The sequence below is a fragment of the Ferrimonas sp. genome, assembly GCF_048263965.1.
Taxonomy (GTDB): domain Bacteria; phylum Pseudomonadota; class Gammaproteobacteria; order Enterobacterales; family Shewanellaceae; genus Ferrimonas.
On sequence record NZ_JBLXDO010000023.1, the window covers coordinates 53,193 to 70,156 of the forward strand.

20 protein-coding genes are annotated in these 16,964 nt (G+C 58.6%); 11 read left to right on the top strand and 9 right to left on the bottom strand.

From position 1 onward, the window contains the following. Nucleotides 1–10 precede the first annotated feature (10 nt). A complete protein-coding gene (gene hemG, locus ACN0RV_RS16690) occupies nt 11–535 on the top strand; it encodes a menaquinone-dependent protoporphyrinogen IX dehydrogenase (RefSeq protein ID WP_417349354.1) in 525 nt (174 codons plus the stop codon). Between the two features lie 48 nt (nt 536–583). On the opposite strand, the gene ACN0RV_RS16695 is transcribed toward hemG (ACN0RV_RS16690), so the two are convergent. Further along, on the bottom strand, nt 584–898 hold the full coding sequence (locus tag ACN0RV_RS16695) for an ArsR/SmtB family transcription factor (RefSeq protein ID WP_084644024.1): 315 nt from the start codon (nt 896–898) through the stop codon (nt 584–586). Between the two features lie 189 nt (nt 899–1,087). Between ACN0RV_RS16695 and hemG (ACN0RV_RS16700) the strand changes: the two genes are divergently transcribed. Next, nucleotides 1,088–1,627 carry a menaquinone-dependent protoporphyrinogen IX dehydrogenase gene (gene hemG / locus ACN0RV_RS16700; RefSeq protein WP_417349356.1) on the top strand — a complete coding sequence of 180 codons (540 nt, stop codon included), beginning with the start codon at nt 1,088–1,090 and terminating at the stop codon, nt 1,625–1,627. Nucleotides 1,628–1,650: 23 nt separating this feature from the next. Here hemG (ACN0RV_RS16700) and ACN0RV_RS16705 read toward each other — a convergent pair whose 3' ends face one another. The 5 genes from ACN0RV_RS16705 to def are packed head-to-tail and all read right to left on the bottom strand — an operon-like array spanning nt 1,651 to nt 7,276. Further along, nucleotides 1,651–3,093: a TrkH family potassium uptake protein gene (locus tag ACN0RV_RS16705; protein WP_417349358.1), complete on the bottom strand. Its 1,443-nt coding sequence runs from the start codon at nt 3,091–3,093 to the stop codon at nt 1,651–1,653. Nucleotides 3,094–3,102: 9 nt separating this feature from the next. After that, a complete protein-coding gene (trkA, locus tag ACN0RV_RS16710; RefSeq protein ID WP_028110338.1) occupies nt 3,103–4,503 on the bottom strand; it encodes a Trk system potassium transporter TrkA in 1,401 nt (466 codons plus the stop codon). Between the two features lie 8 nt (nt 4,504–4,511). Further along, nucleotides 4,512–5,816: a 16S rRNA (cytosine(967)-C(5))-methyltransferase RsmB gene (rsmB, locus tag ACN0RV_RS16715; protein WP_417349360.1), complete on the bottom strand. Its 1,305-nt coding sequence runs from the start codon at nt 5,814–5,816 to the stop codon at nt 4,512–4,514. Next, a complete protein-coding gene (gene fmt, locus ACN0RV_RS16720; protein ID WP_417349362.1) occupies nt 5,813–6,754 on the bottom strand; it encodes a methionyl-tRNA formyltransferase in 942 nt (313 codons plus the stop codon). The genes rsmB and fmt overlap by 4 nt, the downstream gene beginning before the upstream one ends. Before the next feature lie 9 nt (nt 6,755–6,763). Next, nucleotides 6,764–7,276, bottom strand: coding sequence for a peptide deformylase (gene def, locus ACN0RV_RS16725; RefSeq protein ID WP_417349364.1), 513 nt, complete (start codon nt 7,274–7,276; stop codon nt 6,764–6,766). 133 nt (nt 7,277–7,409) lie between these two features. Here def and ACN0RV_RS16730 point away from each other — a divergent pair, with 133 nt between their 5' ends. The 3 genes from ACN0RV_RS16730 to ACN0RV_RS16740 are packed head-to-tail and all read left to right on the top strand — an operon-like array spanning nt 7,410 to nt 9,898. Further along, the gene (locus ACN0RV_RS16730; protein ID WP_417349366.1) at nt 7,410–8,360 is read left to right on the top strand and encodes a LysM peptidoglycan-binding domain-containing protein; all 951 of its coding nucleotides are present in this window, start codon (nt 7,410–7,412) and stop codon (nt 8,358–8,360) included. Then, a complete protein-coding gene (gene dprA / locus ACN0RV_RS16735) occupies nt 8,345–9,421 on the top strand; it encodes a DNA-processing protein DprA (RefSeq protein WP_417349368.1) in 1,077 nt (358 codons plus the stop codon). Before ACN0RV_RS16730 ends, dprA begins: the two co-directional genes overlap by 16 nt. Nucleotides 9,422–9,424: 3 nt before the next feature. Then, nucleotides 9,425–9,898 (top strand): DUF494 family protein, encoded by a 474-nt coding sequence (locus ACN0RV_RS16740; protein WP_417349370.1) that lies wholly within the window; start codon nt 9,425–9,427, stop codon nt 9,896–9,898. Between the two features lie 78 nt (nt 9,899–9,976). On the opposite strand, the gene ACN0RV_RS16745 is transcribed toward ACN0RV_RS16740, so the two are convergent. Continuing rightward, nucleotides 9,977–11,740 (bottom strand): collagenase, encoded by a 1,764-nt coding sequence (locus tag ACN0RV_RS16745; protein ID WP_417349386.1) that lies wholly within the window; start codon nt 11,738–11,740, stop codon nt 9,977–9,979. Between the two features lie 160 nt (nt 11,741–11,900). Here ACN0RV_RS16745 and ACN0RV_RS16750 point away from each other — a divergent pair, with 160 nt between their 5' ends. Genes ACN0RV_RS16750 through hemF form a run of 4 tightly spaced genes read left to right on the top strand, consistent with a single transcriptional unit; the run spans nt 11,901 to nt 14,527 of the window. Beyond that, a complete protein-coding gene (locus ACN0RV_RS16750) occupies nt 11,901–12,461 on the top strand; it encodes a topoisomerase DNA-binding C4 zinc finger domain-containing protein (RefSeq protein WP_417349372.1) in 561 nt (186 codons plus the stop codon). A gap of 54 nt (nt 12,462–12,515) precedes the next feature. Continuing rightward, nucleotides 12,516–13,022, top strand: coding sequence for a 5-(carboxyamino)imidazole ribonucleotide mutase (purE, locus tag ACN0RV_RS16755; protein ID WP_136854400.1), 507 nt, complete (start codon nt 12,516–12,518; stop codon nt 13,020–13,022). 3 nt (nt 13,023–13,025) lie between these two features. Beyond that, complete coding sequence (locus ACN0RV_RS16760) at nt 13,026–13,592, top strand: Sua5/YciO/YrdC/YwlC family protein (RefSeq protein WP_417349374.1); 567 nt, start codon at nt 13,026–13,028, stop codon at nt 13,590–13,592. 17 nt (nt 13,593–13,609) lie between these two features. Further along, nucleotides 13,610–14,527, top strand: coding sequence for an oxygen-dependent coproporphyrinogen oxidase (gene hemF / locus ACN0RV_RS16765; protein ID WP_417349376.1), 918 nt, complete (start codon nt 13,610–13,612; stop codon nt 14,525–14,527). Here the strand turns inward: hemF and ACN0RV_RS16770 are convergent. After that, a complete protein-coding gene (locus tag ACN0RV_RS16770) occupies nt 14,524–14,958 on the bottom strand; it encodes a group II truncated hemoglobin (protein ID WP_417349378.1) in 435 nt (144 codons plus the stop codon). The two genes, hemF and ACN0RV_RS16770, sit on opposite strands and share 4 nt — an antisense overlap. 29 nt (nt 14,959–14,987) lie before the next feature. Here ACN0RV_RS16770 and aroE point away from each other — a divergent pair, with 29 nt between their 5' ends. Both aroE and ACN0RV_RS16780 read left to right on the top strand, forming a co-directional pair. Next, the gene (gene aroE / locus ACN0RV_RS16775) at nt 14,988–15,809 is read left to right on the top strand and encodes a shikimate dehydrogenase (RefSeq protein ID WP_417349380.1); all 822 of its coding nucleotides are present in this window, start codon (nt 14,988–14,990) and stop codon (nt 15,807–15,809) included. Beyond that, the gene (locus tag ACN0RV_RS16780) at nt 15,806–16,081 is read left to right on the top strand and encodes a DUF1488 domain-containing protein (RefSeq protein ID WP_417349381.1); all 276 of its coding nucleotides are present in this window, start codon (nt 15,806–15,808) and stop codon (nt 16,079–16,081) included. The genes aroE and ACN0RV_RS16780 overlap by 4 nt, the downstream gene beginning before the upstream one ends. Nucleotides 16,082–16,084: 3 nt before the next feature. Here the strand turns inward: ACN0RV_RS16780 and ACN0RV_RS16785 are convergent, their stop codons facing one another. Further along, on the bottom strand, nt 16,085–16,618 hold the full coding sequence (locus ACN0RV_RS16785; protein WP_417349383.1) for a gamma carbonic anhydrase family protein: 534 nt from the start codon (nt 16,616–16,618) through the stop codon (nt 16,085–16,087). Nucleotides 16,619–16,964 lie beyond the last annotated feature (346 nt).

The window sequence follows — 16,964 nt, forward strand, 5'->3', positions numbered from 1 at the left end:
AGGAGAGGTTGTGAGGCGGATACTGATTCTCTACTCCACCGTGGACGGCCAGACCCGCAAGATAGCCCAACGGATGCAGTCACGGCTGCAGGCCACGGAAAACCAGGTGCAACTGGCGGAGATCGATCATCCACCGAAGGAGATGAGCGGCTTCGATACCCTGGTGATAGGGGCCAGCATCCGATACGGCAAGTACCGCCCTTCGGTCATCGATTTCGTTAAGGCCAATCAGGGGATGCTGGAGCATAAGCGCAGTGCCTTCTTCTCGGTCAACCTGGTGGCACGCAAGCCGGAGAAGAACAGTGCCGACACCAATCCCTATGTGGCCAAGTTTCTGAAGATGGTGCCCTGGCAGCCTCAGCTGCTGGATGTATTTGCCGGTTCACTGAACTACCCGGCACTGGGGTTCTGGGACCGCAACATCATCCGTTTCATCATGTGGATCACCAAGGGACCAACGAAACCGTCGACGGTGCGGGAGTTTACCGACTGGGGCAGAGTAGAGGCGTTCGCTGATAGGGTGGCTGGCGAATAGAGGAGGAGCAATCCGCTCCGGTAACCACAGGGTGGGCTACGGGAGGGATTACTGTTCGGCGCCGCAGTACAGGTCGTACAGCAGGTTGATGATCGCTTCGACCTCTTTGCTGTCCAGGCTGTACCAAACCAGCTGCGCTTCCTTTCGGGTCTTCACTAGACCTTCATTGCGTAGCACGGCCAGATGCTGAGACAGGGCTGATTGGCTCAGGGGTACCTGCTCGTTCAACTCTCCCACGGTCAGCTCCTGCTTGCCGATCAGGCACAGCAGCATCAGCCGGTGTGGGTTGGCTATGGTCTTTAACAACTTCGACGCTTCCTGAGCGTTCGTTGTCATATTCTCCAGGTCAATTGTCAGTGCCATAATCTACCTCGGCTTTAGAAGAGACTAATATTAATCCGAACGCGGCGTTTTGTTAAGCAGTGCTAGATCCCGATTCAACCAATTCTTACAAATTCTCCTTAAAAAAGTGTGATCTTCCTCCATAGATGCGAAGGTGGGCAGACCTATATCATCCATTAGTCGAGATTTGCCCATAAAGGCGGAGGCCAAGTGAAGCGTTTTTTAATTTTGTATATGAGCCGTGGTGGACACACCGCACGGGTAGCCAGAGTGATCATGGATACTGTCCGTGAGCAGGGGCACCAATGCGACATGATGGATATCGTCGAGGCGACTCATGAGCCGGTGGCCTGGGACAGCTATGATGCCGTGGTCCTGGGGGCACCCGTTCTCTACGGCAATTACGATAAGCGCTTTATGCAGTTCGTGGCCGATCATAAGGAGCTGATTCAGGCGAAGCCCAACAGCTTCTTTAACCTGTCTGTGGTGGCGCGGACACCGGAGAAATCCACGGTAGAGGGCAATCGCTACATGCAGAAGTTCCTGGAGCTGTCTCCCTGGAAGCCTCAGGACCTGAAGGTGATTGCCGGTAAGGTGGATTACCCTTCCTGGGGAACCCTGGACACCCTGATGATTCAGATGATCATGAAGATGACCGACGGTCCCACGGATAAGAATTCGGTGATCGATTACACCGACTGGGAGGATGTGAAGGCCTATGGCCGCCACCTGATCACCTTGGCGGGCTAAGTGCCTAAAGGGCGCTGGTACCCTTAGTAACGCCAGAAGGAGGGCAGGAACAGCACGGCCACCGTGATGATCTCCAGCCTTCCCAGCAACATTCCCAGGCTGAGTGCCCACTTGGCCGAATCCGGCAGGCTGGCAAAGTTGCCAGCCGGGCCAATCACCTCTCCCAGTCCCGGCCCCACATTGGTGACCGCAGTAATGGAGCCCGTCAGGCTGGACACAGGATCCACCCCCACCAGTACCAGGAACAGGGCCAGCACTATGATGGTGGCGATAAACAGGATGGAGAAGCTCACCAGCGAGCGGACAATGTCTTCGCTGATGGTGCGCCGGTTATAGCGCTGGGGAAACAGTGCCGACGGGTGAATCTGTTGCTTCAGCGCCTTGTGCAGGATGGCTCCGGCCAACTGGAAGCGGAAGATCTTGATGGCGCCGGACGTGGAGCCGGAACAGGCGCCCACAAACATCAGGAAGAAGAAGATCACCCAGGCTGCCGGCCCCCAGGCACTGTAGTCGGTGGAGGCAAAGCCGGTGGTGGTGACCACGGACACCAGGTTGAAGCTGGCCAGGGTGAGGGCGTCGAAGAAGGGCAACTGCTGCTCGTTGCTCAGCCACCAGCCCAGAGCCAGGGAGGCCAGTACCACGAAACTCAGGTACCCCTTCACCTGTTGATCGTTCCAGACGCTGAAGGAACGCATATGCACCATCTGCAGGTAGATCAGCATCGGCAGGCCGCCGAGGAACATAAACAGGGTGCCGTTCCAGTGGGCCAGGGTGCTGAAGTGGGTCATGGAGCTGTCGGTGGTGGAGTAGCCGCCGGTGGACAGGGTGGTCATGGCGTGGTTTATCGCTTCGAACGGGGTCATGCCTGCCAGCAGATAGCCGATGCAGCACAGGACGGTGAGAAGCAGGTAGACCTTCACCAGACCCCGGCCAATCAGCTGGGTGCGTGGCATCCATTTATCGGACCAGTCGGAGGATTCGGTGCGAAACAGCCGCATGCCGCCGACGTTCAGCATGGGGAAGATGGCCACCCCCATCACAATGAATCCGATGCCTCCCAGCCACTGCAACAGCGAGCGCCAGATCAGGATGGACCAGGCGGTGTCATCCAGCCCGGACAGTACCGTAGAGCCTGTGGTGGTGATTCCCGACATGGTCTCGAAGAAGGCGTCGGTGTAGCTGATGCCGTGGTAGAAGGTAAAGGGCAGCGCCGCAAACATGGATACGATGATCCAGGTCAGGGTGGTGAACAGGTAGAGATCCCTGGTGCTCAGGGTCAGATGACTTCGGTAGCCACTGCTGACCGCCATCAGGGCGGCGATGGCGGTCAGGGAAGCGGATTTAAAGAAGTCCTCGGCCAGTCCTTCACCGTGATAGAGAGACACTCCTGCCGGGACCAGCATCAATCCGGCAACCACCGCCAGAAAGAGCCCCAGCAGGAAGGAGAGTGGCCTGATATTGATCATGATTAAAGTCTAGATAAACAGCGCGCTGGGCTGGAACAGTTTCTCGACTTCCGTGATGTACTTCTTATCCACCAGGAACATGATCACATGGTCGTCCGCCTCGATGACGGTGCGATCGTGCGCGATCAGTACCTGTTCCTTGCGGACAACGGCACCAATGGTGGTGCCCGGGGGCAGTTTGATGTCCTGAATCTGCTTGCCCACCACCTTGGAGGTGTTCTCATCTCCATGGGCCACAGCTTCGATGGCTTCTGTGGCTCCGCCCCTCAGGGAGTAGACGTTGGTGATGTCTCCCTGGCGCACATGGGTCAGCAGTGAGCTGATGGTGGCCTGTTGAGGGGAGATGGCGATGTCGATGTTGGCGTCCTTCACCAGGTCCACGTAGGCTTCCCTCTGAATCAGCACCATCACCTTTTTGGCGCCCAGGCGCTTGGCCAGCAGGGCGGACATGATGTTGGCTTCATCGTCGTTGGTGACGGCAATAAATACATCGGTCTGGTTGATCTGCTCCTCATTGAGCAACTCCTGATCTGAGGCGTCGCCATGGAATACCGTGGTGGAATCCAGCCACTCCGACAGGGCGGATGCACGCTCGCCATTGCGCTCAATGAGTTTTACTTCATGGTAGGGTTCCAGGGCCTTGGCCAGGCCGAAACCGATATTGCCGCCGCCGGCAATCATGATGTGACGGTAGCTGGACTCCAGCTCCTGCATCTCACTCATCACCGCTCGGATGTGCTTGGAGTCGGCGACGAAGAACACCTCATCATCCGCTTCGATCACCGTGGTGCCCCGAGGCAGAATGGGGCGCCCCTGACGGAAGATGGCGGCGACCCGGGTGTCGATGTTGGGCATATGCTCCCGCAACGCCGAGAGGGCGTTCCCCACCAGAGGGCCGCCATAGTAGGCCTTTACTGCCACCAGGCTGACCCGGCCTTCGGCGAACTCCACCACCTGCAGGGCTCCCGGGTACTCAATCAGGCGGCGAATGTAGTGGGTCACCAACTGCTCCGGGGCGATCAGTTCATCGATGAAGAAGCGCCCCCGGCAGTCGTTGCCCTGGCCGCTGCGCTGAAACAGAGCGTCTTGGCGAGCCATAAACTGCTCTGAGCGGATGCGGGCGATCTTGGTCGGCGTGCCGTAGAGGGTGTAGGCCAGGTGGCAGGCCACCATGTTGGTTTCGTCGGAGTTGGTCACCGCAATCAGCATGTCCGCGTCCTCCGCGCCTGCTTCATGCAGTACACCTGGGTGGGCTGCGTGACCATGAACCACCCGCAGGTCGTACTTATCCTGCAAAGAGCGCAGGGTGACCTGGTCGTTGTCGACTATGGTGATGTCGTTGTTTTCGCCAACCAGGTTTTCGGCCAGCGTGCCGCCCACCTGGCCGGCTCCGAGAATGATGATCTTCATCTGCTAATTCAGTGCTTCTTGGTCATTCTGGCGTAGTAGAAGCCGTCACCGCCGTCGGGGCGGGGCAGCAATTGCCAGCCAGGTTGGTCACTGGTGTCTTCCGGATTTATGCTAAGCAGCATAGCATCCGGCACCTGCTGAAGAAATGTCTTGATCTGATTCACATTTTCTTCAGGAAGTATGGAGCAGGTGGCGTACACCAGGGTGCCTCCAGGCTTGAGCATTCTCCAGCAGGCGTGAAGGATGCGCTGTTGCAGCTCGGCCAGGGCGTCGATGTCGCTCTCCCGACGCAGCCATTTGCTGTCCGGGTTGCGGCGAATCACTCCGGTGGCGGAGCAGGGGGCGTCCAGCAGGATGCGGTCGAACTGGCGCCCATCCCACCAGCTGTCGGGGTCGGCACCGTCTCCGGCCACCAGGGTAGCGGTCAGGCCGAGACGATCCAGGTTCTGCTGCACCCGATCAAGACGGTTCTGGTCGATATCCAGGGCCACCACTTCGTCCAGCTGTGGCTGATACTCCATCAGGTGGCAGGTCTTGCCCCCCGGGGCGGCACAGGCATCCAGTACCCGTTCACCGGGACGGGGGTCGAGCAGGTAGGCAGACCATTGGGCCGAGTGATCCTGCACGGACACACTGCCCTGGTCGAAACCGGGGAGCTTGGTGACGTCCATCCCCTGGGTCAGGCGCAGGGCATTGGGGCTTTGACCGGCGACTGCGTTGATCCCCTGCTCCTCCAGAGTGTCGAGGAATGTTGCCCGGGTCTGCTGGCTGGCGTTGTTGCGCAGCCACAGGGGAGGGTGCTGATTGTTGGCATCGAGGATCTGCTGCCAACCTTCTGGGTAGGCGTGACGTACCCGCTCGATGAACCAGCGGGAGTGCAGGTAGGTACGGCTGTCGTCCTCGAAACGCTGCTGCTGCACCTGCTCCAGCTCGCGGCAGAAGCGGCGCATCACCCCGTTGACTAGGCCGGAAAGGCCACCGGCCTTGAGTTGCCGGGTGGCTTCCACGGTTTCGGTGACGGCGGCGTGCTGTTTTACCCTCATGTGCTTGAGCTGATACAGCCCGGCCAGCAGCAGACAGTGGATGATGCGCTTTTTGCCTTTGAGGGGGTTATCCAGACAGGCCAGTACCTGGCTATCCAGTACCGGCAACTGGCGCATCACGCCGTAACAGATCTCCGCCAGCAGCCCCTTATCCTTGGGGTTGGCAAGGTGCTGTTGAGCCTGAGGCAGGCAGGTGGCCAGAGACTGGCCCTTGTCGATCACCTGCTCAATGACCCAGGCGGCCTGGGCGCGCGTATTGCGTTTGTTCATGACAGCTGAGTCCCGGTTTCGAACCACTCCTTGCGGGCGTTCAAGACGTCGGTAGCGGCCATGGCTTTCTTGCCGGGCAACTGGATGGTTTCCAGCTTCAGAGCCTTGTCGCCACAATTGATCACCAGACCCTGTTTGTCGGCCTGAATGATGGTGCCGGGCTGACTGCTGTTGCCCTCGACCACGCTGGCCTGCCAAAGCTTCAGACTGTTGTCCCCAGCTTCAAAGTGGCTGACTGGCCAGGGGTTGAAGGCGCGGACACAGCGCTCGATGAACTCGGCACTCCGGGTCCAGTCGATGCGCGCCTCCTCCTTGGATAGTTTTTCGGCGTAGTTGGCCTGGCTGTCATCCTGCACCTCTGCCTTGGCGCTGCCGGCGGCGATTTGACTCAGCGCTTCCAGCAGTCCCTGGGGACCCAGTACCGCCAGCTTGTCATAGAGGGCCGCCGAGGTGTCGCTGGCTTCGATGGGCAACTCCACCTTGTGCAGCATGTCGCCGGTATCCAGACCTTCGTCCATCTGCATGATAGTCACCCCGGTTACCTCATCGCCGGCCCAGATGGAGCGCTGGATGGGGGCGGCACCGCGCCAACGGGGCAGCAGGCTACCGTGGACATTGATGCAACCGAGTCTTGGGGTATCCAACACCACCTTGGGCAGGATCAGGCCGTAAGCCACCACCACCATGAGGTCGAAATCCAGGGCAGCCAGCTCCAGCTGAGCCTCCTCCTGCCGGAGGGACTTGGGCTGATACACCGGGATGTCGTGCTCGAGTGCCAGGGTTTTAACCGGGCTGGCGGTCAGCTTCTTGCCTCGGCCGGCAGGGCGGTCGGGCTGGGAGTAGACGGCCACCACCTGGTGGTCGCTCTGGATCAGCGCATCCAGGTGACGCGCGGCAAAATCCGGCGTACCGGCAAACACAATCTTCAGGGGATTCAAGGCCGTCTCCTAGGCGTGGCGGGCATCCAGTCGGGCTTGTTTTTCCAGCTTCTGACGGATGCGCTGGCGTTTCAACGGGGATAGGTAGTCCACAAACAGCTTGCCGTTGAGGTGGTCCATCTCGTGCTGAATGCAGATGGAGAGCAGCTCATTGGCGTCGATGGTGAAGGGGGTGCCTTCCCGGTCCAGTGCCTTGATGGTCACGGTCTCATGACGGTCGACCTTGGCATAGACGCCAGGCACAGACAGGCAGCCCTCTTCGTTGGTGAAGGAGCCGCTCTGATTGCTCAGCTCTGGGTTGATGAACACCATGGGAGCAGACTTGTCTTCGGAGTGATCCATTACGATCACCTGTACGTGGCGATCTACCTGGGTGGCTGCCAGGCCGATACCCTTCTCCTCGTACATAGTTTCCAGCATGTCATCAATCAGTTGCTGGAGGTTGCCATCAAATTCGGTCACCGGTTTGGCAACCGTTCTCAGGCGCTCGTCCGGGAAACGCAGGACTTGCAAAGTAGCCATGGTTCTCTCGTCTTCAAATCTGTAAAAACACTCAACCTGATTATACTTAGGTTGTCATTGGCTCAATTTTAACTGTTTGCCGAGGTCATGAACAGGCACAGGCGAAACGGTTATAGGTCGACAAGGATGTTGAATGCGCCGAACTCTTCTGATGCTTTTCCTTATCCTCGCCATACCCGGGTGGGCGACAGCTTTGTCTCTTCGCACCGGGGCCCCGAATATATATACGGTAAAACAAGGAGATACCCTTTGGGGCATCTCAGGTCTCTACCTGGATGATCCCTGGCTTTGGCCCAGGTTGTGGCGGGTCAATCCGGCCATTGCCAACCCGCACCTTATCTACCCCGGCGATCGCCTGTTGGTGACTCTGGAAAATGGGGCGCCGGTGCTGAGGCACCAGAGAGGGAGTGATTCCTCCTCCCCTCTGCCGATCCTGGACAGGACCATGCTCGGCCCCCTGTTGGATCATGTGGCGGTACTCAGTCCTGTGGCCCTGGCTCAGGCGCCGCTGGTGGAGTCCGGCAGCCGCAACTCCCTGAGGTTTGTCGCCGGAGACACCCTCTACCTGACCCGGCCGCTGGCGGTTGGTGGAGAGTTTGGCGTGTTCAGTCACCGTCAAAGCCTCATCGACCCCGACAGCGGTGTATTGCTTGGTGAGGAGATGGTGCTGGCGGCCACTGGGGTGGCGGACGAGGCGGGCCACCTCAAGCTGATACACAGCCTGCGTGAGGTTTCCCCTGGCGAGTTGCTCTATGCGCTGTCCACCATAGAAGCTCAGCCCCTTATCTTCCCACTGGAGCCGGCGGCGCCCGGCACTGAGCTGCCCCTGGTGGCGGCACCGAATCAGGCCAGTGAGGTGGGGCCGGGGGAGTTGGTGTATCTGGGGCGAAGTGAACTGCTCAAGCCCGGCCAGCTGTTGACGGCGGTGCACAGTCCCAGGGCTGAAGCCCGGCTGGTACGTGGGGAAATGATGGTGGTGCGCTGCTATGAGCGGGTGTGCCTGGCTCTGGTCATCCGGGCCGGGTCTTCCCTGCAGATGGCCGATAGGGCCGTGACCCCGGAGGGGCGATGGCGTCCTCTGTAACCGACTGGCTGGCCCTGGAGCTGGCCAGAGGCCTGGGGCTGGGGGCCAAGTTGTCCCTGCTGGAGGTTGCGCCGGTAGAGATCCTGCGTCAGTGGGCCCTGTCCGGGGATCTGCCCGGTGGACACCAGCACTTCACCCAAGCCCTGGCCTACCCAGACCGGCGGCGGCTGGATCTCGCCCTGGCTTGGGCCGAGGGCGAGAATCGACAGATCCTGCCTCTGGACCACCCCGGGTATCCCGAGGCGCTCAGACAAATAGCCGATCCGCCTCTTTTGCTGTTTGTTCGGGGAGATCCGGCGCTGTTGGCGGGGCCTGCGCTGGCGGTGGTGGGCAGTCGCCGGGCCACCCCGGCTGCGCTGGAGCGAACCCGGATGTGGTGTCGGGAGCTGGCCGCTGAGGGCTGGGTGATCGTCAGCGGCCTGGCGGAGGGGATTGATGGTGCCGCCCACCGGGGGGCCCTTGAGGGGGGCAAAACGGTGGCGGTGACAGGTTGTGGTCTGAGTCGTTGCTATCCTCGTATCCATAACCAGTTGCAAAATGAGATTGCTGAGCAGGGCGCGGTGGTGTCCACCTTCTGGCCAGACATGCGGCCCCACAAGGGGTGCTTTCCGCGGCGCAACCGGGTGGTCAGCGGCCTGTGCCATGCCACACTGGTGGTGGAAGCCGGACTGAAGTCCGGGTCCCTGATCACCGCCCGTCTGGCGGCCGAACAGGGCAGGGAGGTGTTTGCTGTGCCAGGTTCGGTGGACAACCCTCAGGCCCAGGGATGTCATTTTTTGATTCAGCAGGGTGCCAAACTGGTCTCTGCCCCGGTCGATATCTTTGAGGAGCTGATGCCGCAACTGCCACGGCGGCCTCAGCCTAAAGTGAGCTCCCAGGCACCGGAGTTGCCTTTGCCCGGGTTGTTGGATAGTGTGGGCTATGAGGCCACTCCAGTAGATGTAGTGGTGGCTCGGAGCGATTTGCCAGTAGATGTTGTGCTAGAGCAACTGTTGTTACTGGAGTTAGAGGGTCGGGTCACGCAAGTGCCCGGCGGTTACATCCGGCTTAGGGGAGGGTAGCGCATGTTCGACATACTGATGTACCTGTTCGAGACCTATGTCCAAAGCGATGTTGAGTTGTTGTTGGATCGCGAAGAGCTGACGGAAGAGCTAAGTCGTGCGGGTTTTAAATCAGAGGAGATTGGCAAGGCATTAATCTGGATTGAGAAGCTGGCGGCGTTGCAGGAAGGTACCGACCAGCCCTATCTGTACACTAACCCCAACCACAGTCTTCGCGTCTACACAGAAGCGGAGCAGATCCGACTGGACACCGCCTGTCGCGGGTTCCTGCTGTTCCTGGAGCAGATCCAGGTGCTGAGTGGAGAGACCCGGGAGATGGTGATCGACCGTGTGATGGAGCTCGATGGCGAGCCCCTGAGCCTGGACGATCTCAAATGGGTGGTTCTGATGGTGTTGTTTAACGCCCCCGGCAACGAAGGTGCCTATCGTCAGATGGAGGACCTGGTGTTCGAAGAGCCCGAGGGGATGATCCACTAAGCCAGAACAAGAAAGCGGCACCTTAGCGCCGCCGTCGGAAGGGGAGGGCCACAGGAGCCCTCTTTTTATTTGTCTGTATTACAGGTGCAGATGAGCGTCGCTTCGAGCCAGGTGTGCTGGCTTGAGGTAATCTCGGTAGCTGTAGCGGTTCTCTTTGCGAGGCACAGGAGTGGCGGCCAGCTGCATGGGAACGGTTTCCTGGGGCATGGCATCCACCAGGGTGCTGAGCCACTCATTGAACCCTTCCTGATTCTCTTCGGCGAAGGCCAGCAGGGCCTCATCATAGGAGCTGAAGTCGTTTTGCTTCAGAGAGCGCCCCAGTGCCTGCAATGCCTCCCGGTCATTTTCACAGAAGTAGCGCACAGCCAGGTAGCTCCAACGGTAGGTGCGATCCAGACCGTCGTGGTAGTGGGTGGAGAAGATCTCCTCCAGTGAGGGCCAGCTGCCGACGCCGTAGTCTCGGGCCAGGGTCAGGGCCTGGTCGTTGTCCCGTCCTTTGGAGACATACTCAGCCATCCCCTCGGCCCACCACACCATCTTTTCCGGAAAGTGGCCAAACCCGCCGTACTTGACGAAACGGCCATCCAGATAGTGAATGTACTCATGGTTCAGGTTCCAGACCTGGAACTCTTCCTTCCACCAGGCGCGGTAAGCATAGAAGGTAGCCTGATTGCTCTGCTCATCCGGATTGCCTTCGATGTACATGCCGCCGTTGTCGGTATTGATGTCATAGAGCAACTGCCCATAGGCGTTGTACTGGCTCCAGTTCTCGAAGACCACCACCTTGAGGGCGTCGTTGTGGTCGTTGGCCACCGGCTGCTGGTTGGTGGCCAGCAACATATGGAAGTCCTGCTCCTGTGAGGTGAGGCGGTTGCAGGTCTGCTCCAGCTCCTCCAGGGTCAGGTCCTGAGCTCGAATGTAGAGGCTGTCGGAACAGTGGTGTTCTATGGGCAGAACCTCTTCCTCTTTCGGCAGGGTGCACAGATCACCATAGTCCTGGGTGCAGGCTTGCTGACCCAGGAAGGCATTCACCAGAAAGCCCATGGTAAAGGCCTGGCCAGCGTCTTCACCCCGCACCTTCTGGTCGTCTCGGGCCACCTGGGCCACACGCTGCTCAGTCAGCAGTCGAATCTCTTCAGGCTGATTAAGCTGCCACATGGCCAGTGCCCAGTAAGCATTTTGCTGGGCCCAGTCACCGGAAGGGCGCTGAGCGCCCTTGCTGGCGGCAAAGCTCAGCAGGGCGCTGTCCAGATCGCTCTCCAGCAACTGCTCCTTCAGGGGGCTGTCTGGTACACGGCGGACTGACTCGAGCAGCATGCCGGCACCGCGGAGTAGCTCCCAGAGGGCGTAATCCTGGATGGCGGAACCGCTGCCAGTCTGTTCAAAAGAGGCCAACTGGCTTGCCATCAGTTCAGGGAGAGAGTCCAGGTCCTGGCCCATGCCATCCTGACGATAGTAGCGATACACCAACACGCCCCATTGCTCGAGCAGCTCGGGAGTGCGGCGGTCCAGAGATTGTCCCAGAGTGATGATTCCCTGATGCAGCTGCTCAATCTGCGCATCATCCATAAGGTCAACATCGGCAAAGTAACTGTAGGCGCGCAGGTACTGAAGCTGGTTGAACAGGGCTTGGCGGTTGCTGATGGGGTCGGCGGCCATGGCTGAGACGGCAGCAATGCTGCGGGCCAGTTGGTTATCATTGATGACACTGGCGTCGCCGCGGTTCGCCAGGGAGAGATCCACGGAGTTGGTGGTGACAGTCGGGGCGTTCTCCTGGGTGCCGGCGCAGCCAAACAGCAGGGTTGCCGCGGCAAGACAAAGAGAGACACTCTTCAATTTCATCACCAGATACTCCTCTACAAAAGTTTGCATACAGATCTAAATGAGGTTTCAGAAGCCAATTCAGGGTAAACACCGTGCCCCCTGCCTTGGGCACTGGTACTATATTCAGTCACCCTAGGTGTGTCGATGATTGTTCATTTTTTGAGCGGAAAAGTGTGACGTGAGTAGAATTGATGACGGTTTGTTCAATGCCCATGAGCATGCCCTGGAGCGGGAGTACGAGGTTTGCCCCCAGTGCGGGTCCGAACTGCATATTCTCAACGGCAAGCGTGGCCAGTTTCTTGGATGTCAAAGCTACCCCGCCTGTGACTACAGCAGACCGCTGAGTCACAAGGAGGTGGGCATCATCGAAGTGATGGAGGATCAGCCCTGTCCCCAGTGTGAACGTCCCCTGGCGTTGAAGTCCGGCCGTTACGGCATCTACATCGGCTGCACCGGCTATCCGGAGTGCGATTTCATCGTCCGTGAGGAGGAGGAGGACTCTGAGGTGGTGTGCCCCGACTGCGGCAAGGGACATCTGGTTCACCGAAGTGGTCGTTCGGGAAAACCTTTCTATGGCTGCAGCAACTACCCTAAATGTAAATATGTGGTTAATGCCCCGCCGCACGCGGAAAACTGCCCGGATTGTGGCTGGGGCATCCTGGTGGAGAAGCGTCTCCGCGGCGAAATGAGATTAATTTGTCCTCAACGAACCTGTAAATATCGGGGCAAAGCGATATAATCGCTCGCGAAGTACCCTACCCATAATAAAACGGTATAAAAAGGAAGTACCACAATGACCACACCCTTTGTTGCTGTACTCATGGGGTCAGATTCCGATCTGCCCGTAATGCAGTCCACTCTGGACGTCCTCAAGAGCTTTGACATTCACTTCGAAGTCAAGGTGACCTCCGCACACCGCACCCCCGCGGCGACTCACGCCTATGTGAAGGATGCCGAAGAGCGCGGTTGTAAGGTGTTCATCTGTGCTGCAGGCCTGGCCGCTCATCTGGCTGGTGCCGTAGCCGGTATCACCACCCGCCCTGTCATCGGTGTACCTATCGATGCTGGTCCACTTCAGGGCCATGACGCACTGCTCTCCACCGTGATGATGCCTGGTGGCGTGCCTGTAGCCGCGGTGGCCATCGGTAAAGCCGGTGCCAAGAATGCCGGTTACCTGGCCGCTCAGATGCTGGCGGTTGCCAGCGAAGAGATGGCTGAGCGCGTTAAGGCAGATCGTCAGAAGAACGCCGAGGCTGTTATGGCCAAGGATGCTGCTCTGCAGGAAAAGCTGGGCCGCTAATTCATGAGTAAGTGCATTACCCCCAAGCAAGGGGCCGAGATGATGGCCGATGGTGGCGTGATTGCCTATGCCACTGAAGCGGTGTTTGGCCTGGGTTGCGACCCCGACAACGGGGATGCGGTAATGCGCTTACTGTCCATAAAGCAGCGTCCGGTTGAGAAGGGGCTGATCTTGCTGGCGGCGGATGTCGACCAGCTTAGCCCCTATGTGGATTTTGATGCCCTCACCGATGCCCAGCGACAGCGGGTATTGGACAGCTGGCCTGGCCCCTATACCTGGGTGATTCCGGCCAAACCCGGTATCCCTAAGTGGATTACCGGCCAATTTCAATCTGTGGCGGTTCGGGTAACCGGCCACGTCCAGGCGGCTGAACTGGCCCGCCTGTTCGGCAAGCCTCTGGTATCTACCAGCGCCAACCTGACCGGTGAAGAGCCGGGCCGGAGTGTTTCAGACGTTCAACTGGCTCTGGAAGGGCTGCTGGACGGGGTTGTCGACAGTCAAACCGGGGAATCTCTTGCCCCATCCACCATCAGAAATGCCATCACCGGCGAGACTCTGCGCGCCGGCTAACGTCGACCGAGGGAACCATGGAACAACGGATTGAGCAGGTGCGTCAGTTTTTGCTGGCGCTGCAGGACAGTATTTGTGCCAGCCTGGAGCAGGCTGACGGCAAGGTAAAGTTTGCCCAGGATGAGTGGCAACGAGCCCAGGGGGGCGGTGGCCGCAGCCGGGTCCTGGCCGAAGGCGAGGTATTTGAGCAGGCGGGAGTCAACTTCTCCCATGTGTTTGGCGATCGCATGCCAGCGTCTGCCACTGCCCAGCGCCCTGAACTGGAAGGGTGCCACTTTCAGGCCATGGGCGTCTCCCTGGTGATCCACCCCAGAAACCCGCATGTGCCCACTTCTCACGCCAACGTACGCTTCTTCATCGCTCAGAAAGAGGGTGCGGAGCCTATCTGGTGGTTCGGTGGTGGCTTTGACCTGACTCCCTTCTACCCTGTGGATGACGATGTGCTGCACTGGCACACCACCGCCCGGAATCTGTGCCTGCCTTTCGGCAATGACATCTACCCCAAGTACAAGAAGTGGTGTGATGACTATTTCTTCCTCAAGCATCGGGGCGAGACCCGGGGGGTCGGAGGCCTGTTCTTTGATGACCTTAATGAACCCGGGTTTGAGAAGAGCTTTGCCTTTATGAAAGCCGTTGGAGAGGGCTTTATTCCAGCTTATGCTCCTATCGTGGCCCGTCGTAAGGGCACCCCTTATACCGAAGAGCAGCGGCAGTTCCAGCTGTATCGTCGTGGCCGCTACGTGGAGTTCAATCTGGTTTGGGACAGGGGTACCCTGTTTGGGCTGCAGTCCGGCGGTCGTACCGAGTCGATCCTGATGTCCATGCCGCCGCTGGTGCGCTGGGAATATCAGTATCAGCCACAGGAGGGGAGCGCAGAAGCGAAGCTGTACAGCGATTATCTGCGCCCACGTGACTGGATCTCTGAGCTGAGTTAGTCCTCATTCACATTGCGCATATGGTCCGCAAGGGGGATTAGGGCTTTGAGTATGGTCTGACGCCCCTCTTTGTGACTGACCGTGTCATTCAGTGTCCGCCGCATGCAATCCAGCCACTGGTCTCTCTGCGCCTTATCAACCCGGAAACTCAGGTGTCTTGCCCTGAGCATGGGGTGGCCATGGGCCTGTTCGAACAGGGGAGGGCCACCCAGCCAGCCGGATAGAAACATAAACAGCTTGTCGGCACTGCCTTGCAGGTCATCGGGGTGCTGTTGTCTTAGAGGCTGATATCTCGGCTCCTCCTGCATCAACAGGTAGAAGCGGTCGGCAATGGCGCGCACCACAGGCTCACCCCCAATGAGTTCATAAGCACTGGTGGGCTCAGCCGCCTCTTGCCTGCGGCCGACCAGGCGGCGTATAACAGATAGCATTCCTTTCCCTCTTACAGATGACGACGCCAATGGACAGATACGCCGTATTCGGTCATCCCATCAAACACAGTAAATCGCCGCTGATTCATGCCCGCTTCGCCGAACAGACGGGGCAGCAGCTCAGCTATGAGGCGATTCTAGCACCTCTGGATGGCTTTACTGAGTCGGTCGATCAATTCCGGAGCGCCGGCGGCCAGGGAGCCAACGTGACCCTGCCATTCAAGCAGCAGGCGGCAGCGTTGTGCGATTCATTGAGTGAACGCGCGCGCCTGGCTGGCGCGGTGAACACCCTCCATTGGCAGGGGGACAAATTGTGCGGTGATAACACCGATGGTGAGGGGCTGGTCAGGGATTTGCTCAAGCATAAGGTGGCTCTGGCGGGTAAGCGGGTATTGGTACTTGGCGCCGGGGGAGCGGTACGCGGCGTCATTCCTGAGCTGATGGCGGCCCAGGTGGGCGAACTGGTGATCGCCAACCGGACCGCAGCCAAAGCGAGGGAGTTGGCGGCGCTGTTTCATCATCTGGGGCAGGTTCAGGGGGGCGGCTTCGATGAGGTCCAGGGCGCCTTTGATCTGATCATCAATGGTACCTCGGCATCGCTGTCGGCGGCCCTGCCGCCCCTGAAGCCAGAGATGCTGGCGGATGGAGGATGCTGTTACGACATGGCCTATGGAGACAAACCCACGGTATTCCAACTCTGGGCCGCGGACGCTGGTGCAGATGTCAACCTGGCCGGATTGGGCATGTTGGTAGAGCAGGCGGCGGTCAGCTTTGAGATTTGGCGGGGGGTGTCTCCCTCAACGGATGAGGTCTATGATCTGCTTATGGCCCAGCTGGGAGAGGCAAAATGAATCAGCAGATACTGTTTAATGATCAGCTTCAGGTGGATATGCAGCAGCATCACCTGAGTTTCACTGCGTTGGTGGCGAGTCAAAAGGTGGGGTGTTTTATTGCTCTGCCAGCGTTGGCGCACTTGGCAGACACCGAGATCACCACACAGGAGCAGGCGATCCAGGCGTTTGAACAACACAGGTTTGATCTCGAGGACGAGGCGGAAACCCTCATTGAAGAGGAGAACTTTGATGCTCAGGGCCGGATCTGGCTACAGCATCCGGCCATCTGATATCTATTCCTGGTTTAGGTACTCATTCTTCAGTTTCACGTAGTTCTCGGCTGAAACCGCCAGGAAAGCACGCTCTTTGTCATTCAGGGGGCGAGCTTGCTTGGCCGGACTACCCACATAGAGAAAGCCTGACTCCAGGGTCTTACCTGGAGGCACCAGGCTGCCAGCACCCAGTATCACGTCGTCTTCAATGATAGCGCCATCCAGAACGATGGCGCCCATGCCCACCAGCACCCGATCCCCAATGGTGCAGCCGTGGAGCATTGCTTTATGGCCTACGGTCACGTCCTTGCCGATAAGCAGGGGATAGCCATCGGGATTGGACTCCCCTTTGCGGGTGACGTGCAGAACGGTACCGTCCTGAACGTTGCTTCGATCGCCGATGCGGATGTGGTTTACATCGCCACGGGCGGCGACCAGAGGCCAGATACTGGTGTCTTCGCCTAAAGTGATATCGCCATAAAGAACCGCGCTGTCGTCGACGAAGGCGGTTTCAGGTACCGCAGGGGTGATGTGGTTAAAGGGTTTAATCGCCATAAAATGCTCCCTAAATGCCCAGTTTGACGGCTTTATCGTCCATGCTGGGGGTTTTGTGAACAAACGGGTTTGTAACACCATAATAGCGCTTGTCAGGATAAAATAACCCCCTATAATGCGCCTCCGTCGACAGGGCAAACGGCTGAAAACGCCGGTTTGACTGAAGACTCTAAGTCAAAATCGGATTTATGAAGAAATTTTCAAAATCCCCTTGACTTAGATGCTGGGAAGCGTATCATTCGCATCCCGCTACGGTAGAAAAATCGTGGCACGCTCTTTAACAATTAGTCAGACAATCTGTGTGGGCACTCGCGCAGGATTGATATCTCATATATCAATGTTGCAC

Coding starts and splice junctions, on each gene's coding strand:
- ACN0RV_RS16785 (WP_417349383.1), bottom strand. CDS start 16,618: ATGGCGATTAAACCCTTTAACCACATCACCCCTGCGGTACCTGAAACC.
- def (WP_417349364.1), bottom strand. CDS start 7,276: ATGGCTACTTTGCAAGTCCTGCGTTTCCCGGACGAGCGCCTGAGAACG.
- hemF (WP_417349376.1), top strand. CDS start 13,610: ATGGAACAACGGATTGAGCAGGTGCGTCAGTTTTTGCTGGCGCTGCAG.
- trkA (WP_028110338.1), bottom strand. CDS start 4,503: ATGAAGATCATCATTCTCGGAGCCGGCCAGGTGGGCGGCACGCTGGCC.
- rsmB (WP_417349360.1), bottom strand. CDS start 5,816: ATGAACAAACGCAATACGCGCGCCCAGGCCGCCTGGGTCATTGAGCAG.
- ACN0RV_RS16745 (WP_417349386.1), bottom strand. CDS start 11,740: ATGAAATTGAAGAGTGTCTCTCTTTGTCTTGCCGCGGCAACCCTGCTG.
- dprA (WP_417349368.1), top strand. CDS start 8,345: ATGGCGTCCTCTGTAACCGACTGGCTGGCCCTGGAGCTGGCCAGAGGC.
- ACN0RV_RS16705 (WP_417349358.1), bottom strand. CDS start 3,093: ATGATCAATATCAGGCCACTCTCCTTCCTGCTGGGGCTCTTTCTGGCG.
- ACN0RV_RS16730 (WP_417349366.1), top strand. CDS start 7,410: ATGCGCCGAACTCTTCTGATGCTTTTCCTTATCCTCGCCATACCCGGG.
- ACN0RV_RS16760 (WP_417349374.1), top strand. CDS start 13,026: ATGAGTAAGTGCATTACCCCCAAGCAAGGGGCCGAGATGATGGCCGAT.
- ACN0RV_RS16780 (WP_417349381.1), top strand. CDS start 15,806: ATGAATCAGCAGATACTGTTTAATGATCAGCTTCAGGTGGATATGCAG.
- ACN0RV_RS16740 (WP_417349370.1), top strand. CDS start 9,425: ATGTTCGACATACTGATGTACCTGTTCGAGACCTATGTCCAAAGCGAT.
- aroE (WP_417349380.1), top strand. CDS start 14,988: ATGGACAGATACGCCGTATTCGGTCATCCCATCAAACACAGTAAATCG.
- ACN0RV_RS16770 (WP_417349378.1), bottom strand. CDS start 14,958: ATGCTATCTGTTATACGCCGCCTGGTCGGCCGCAGGCAAGAGGCGGCT.
- purE (WP_136854400.1), top strand. CDS start 12,516: ATGACCACACCCTTTGTTGCTGTACTCATGGGGTCAGATTCCGATCTG.
- ACN0RV_RS16695 (WP_084644024.1), bottom strand. CDS start 898: ATGGCACTGACAATTGACCTGGAGAATATGACAACGAACGCTCAGGAA.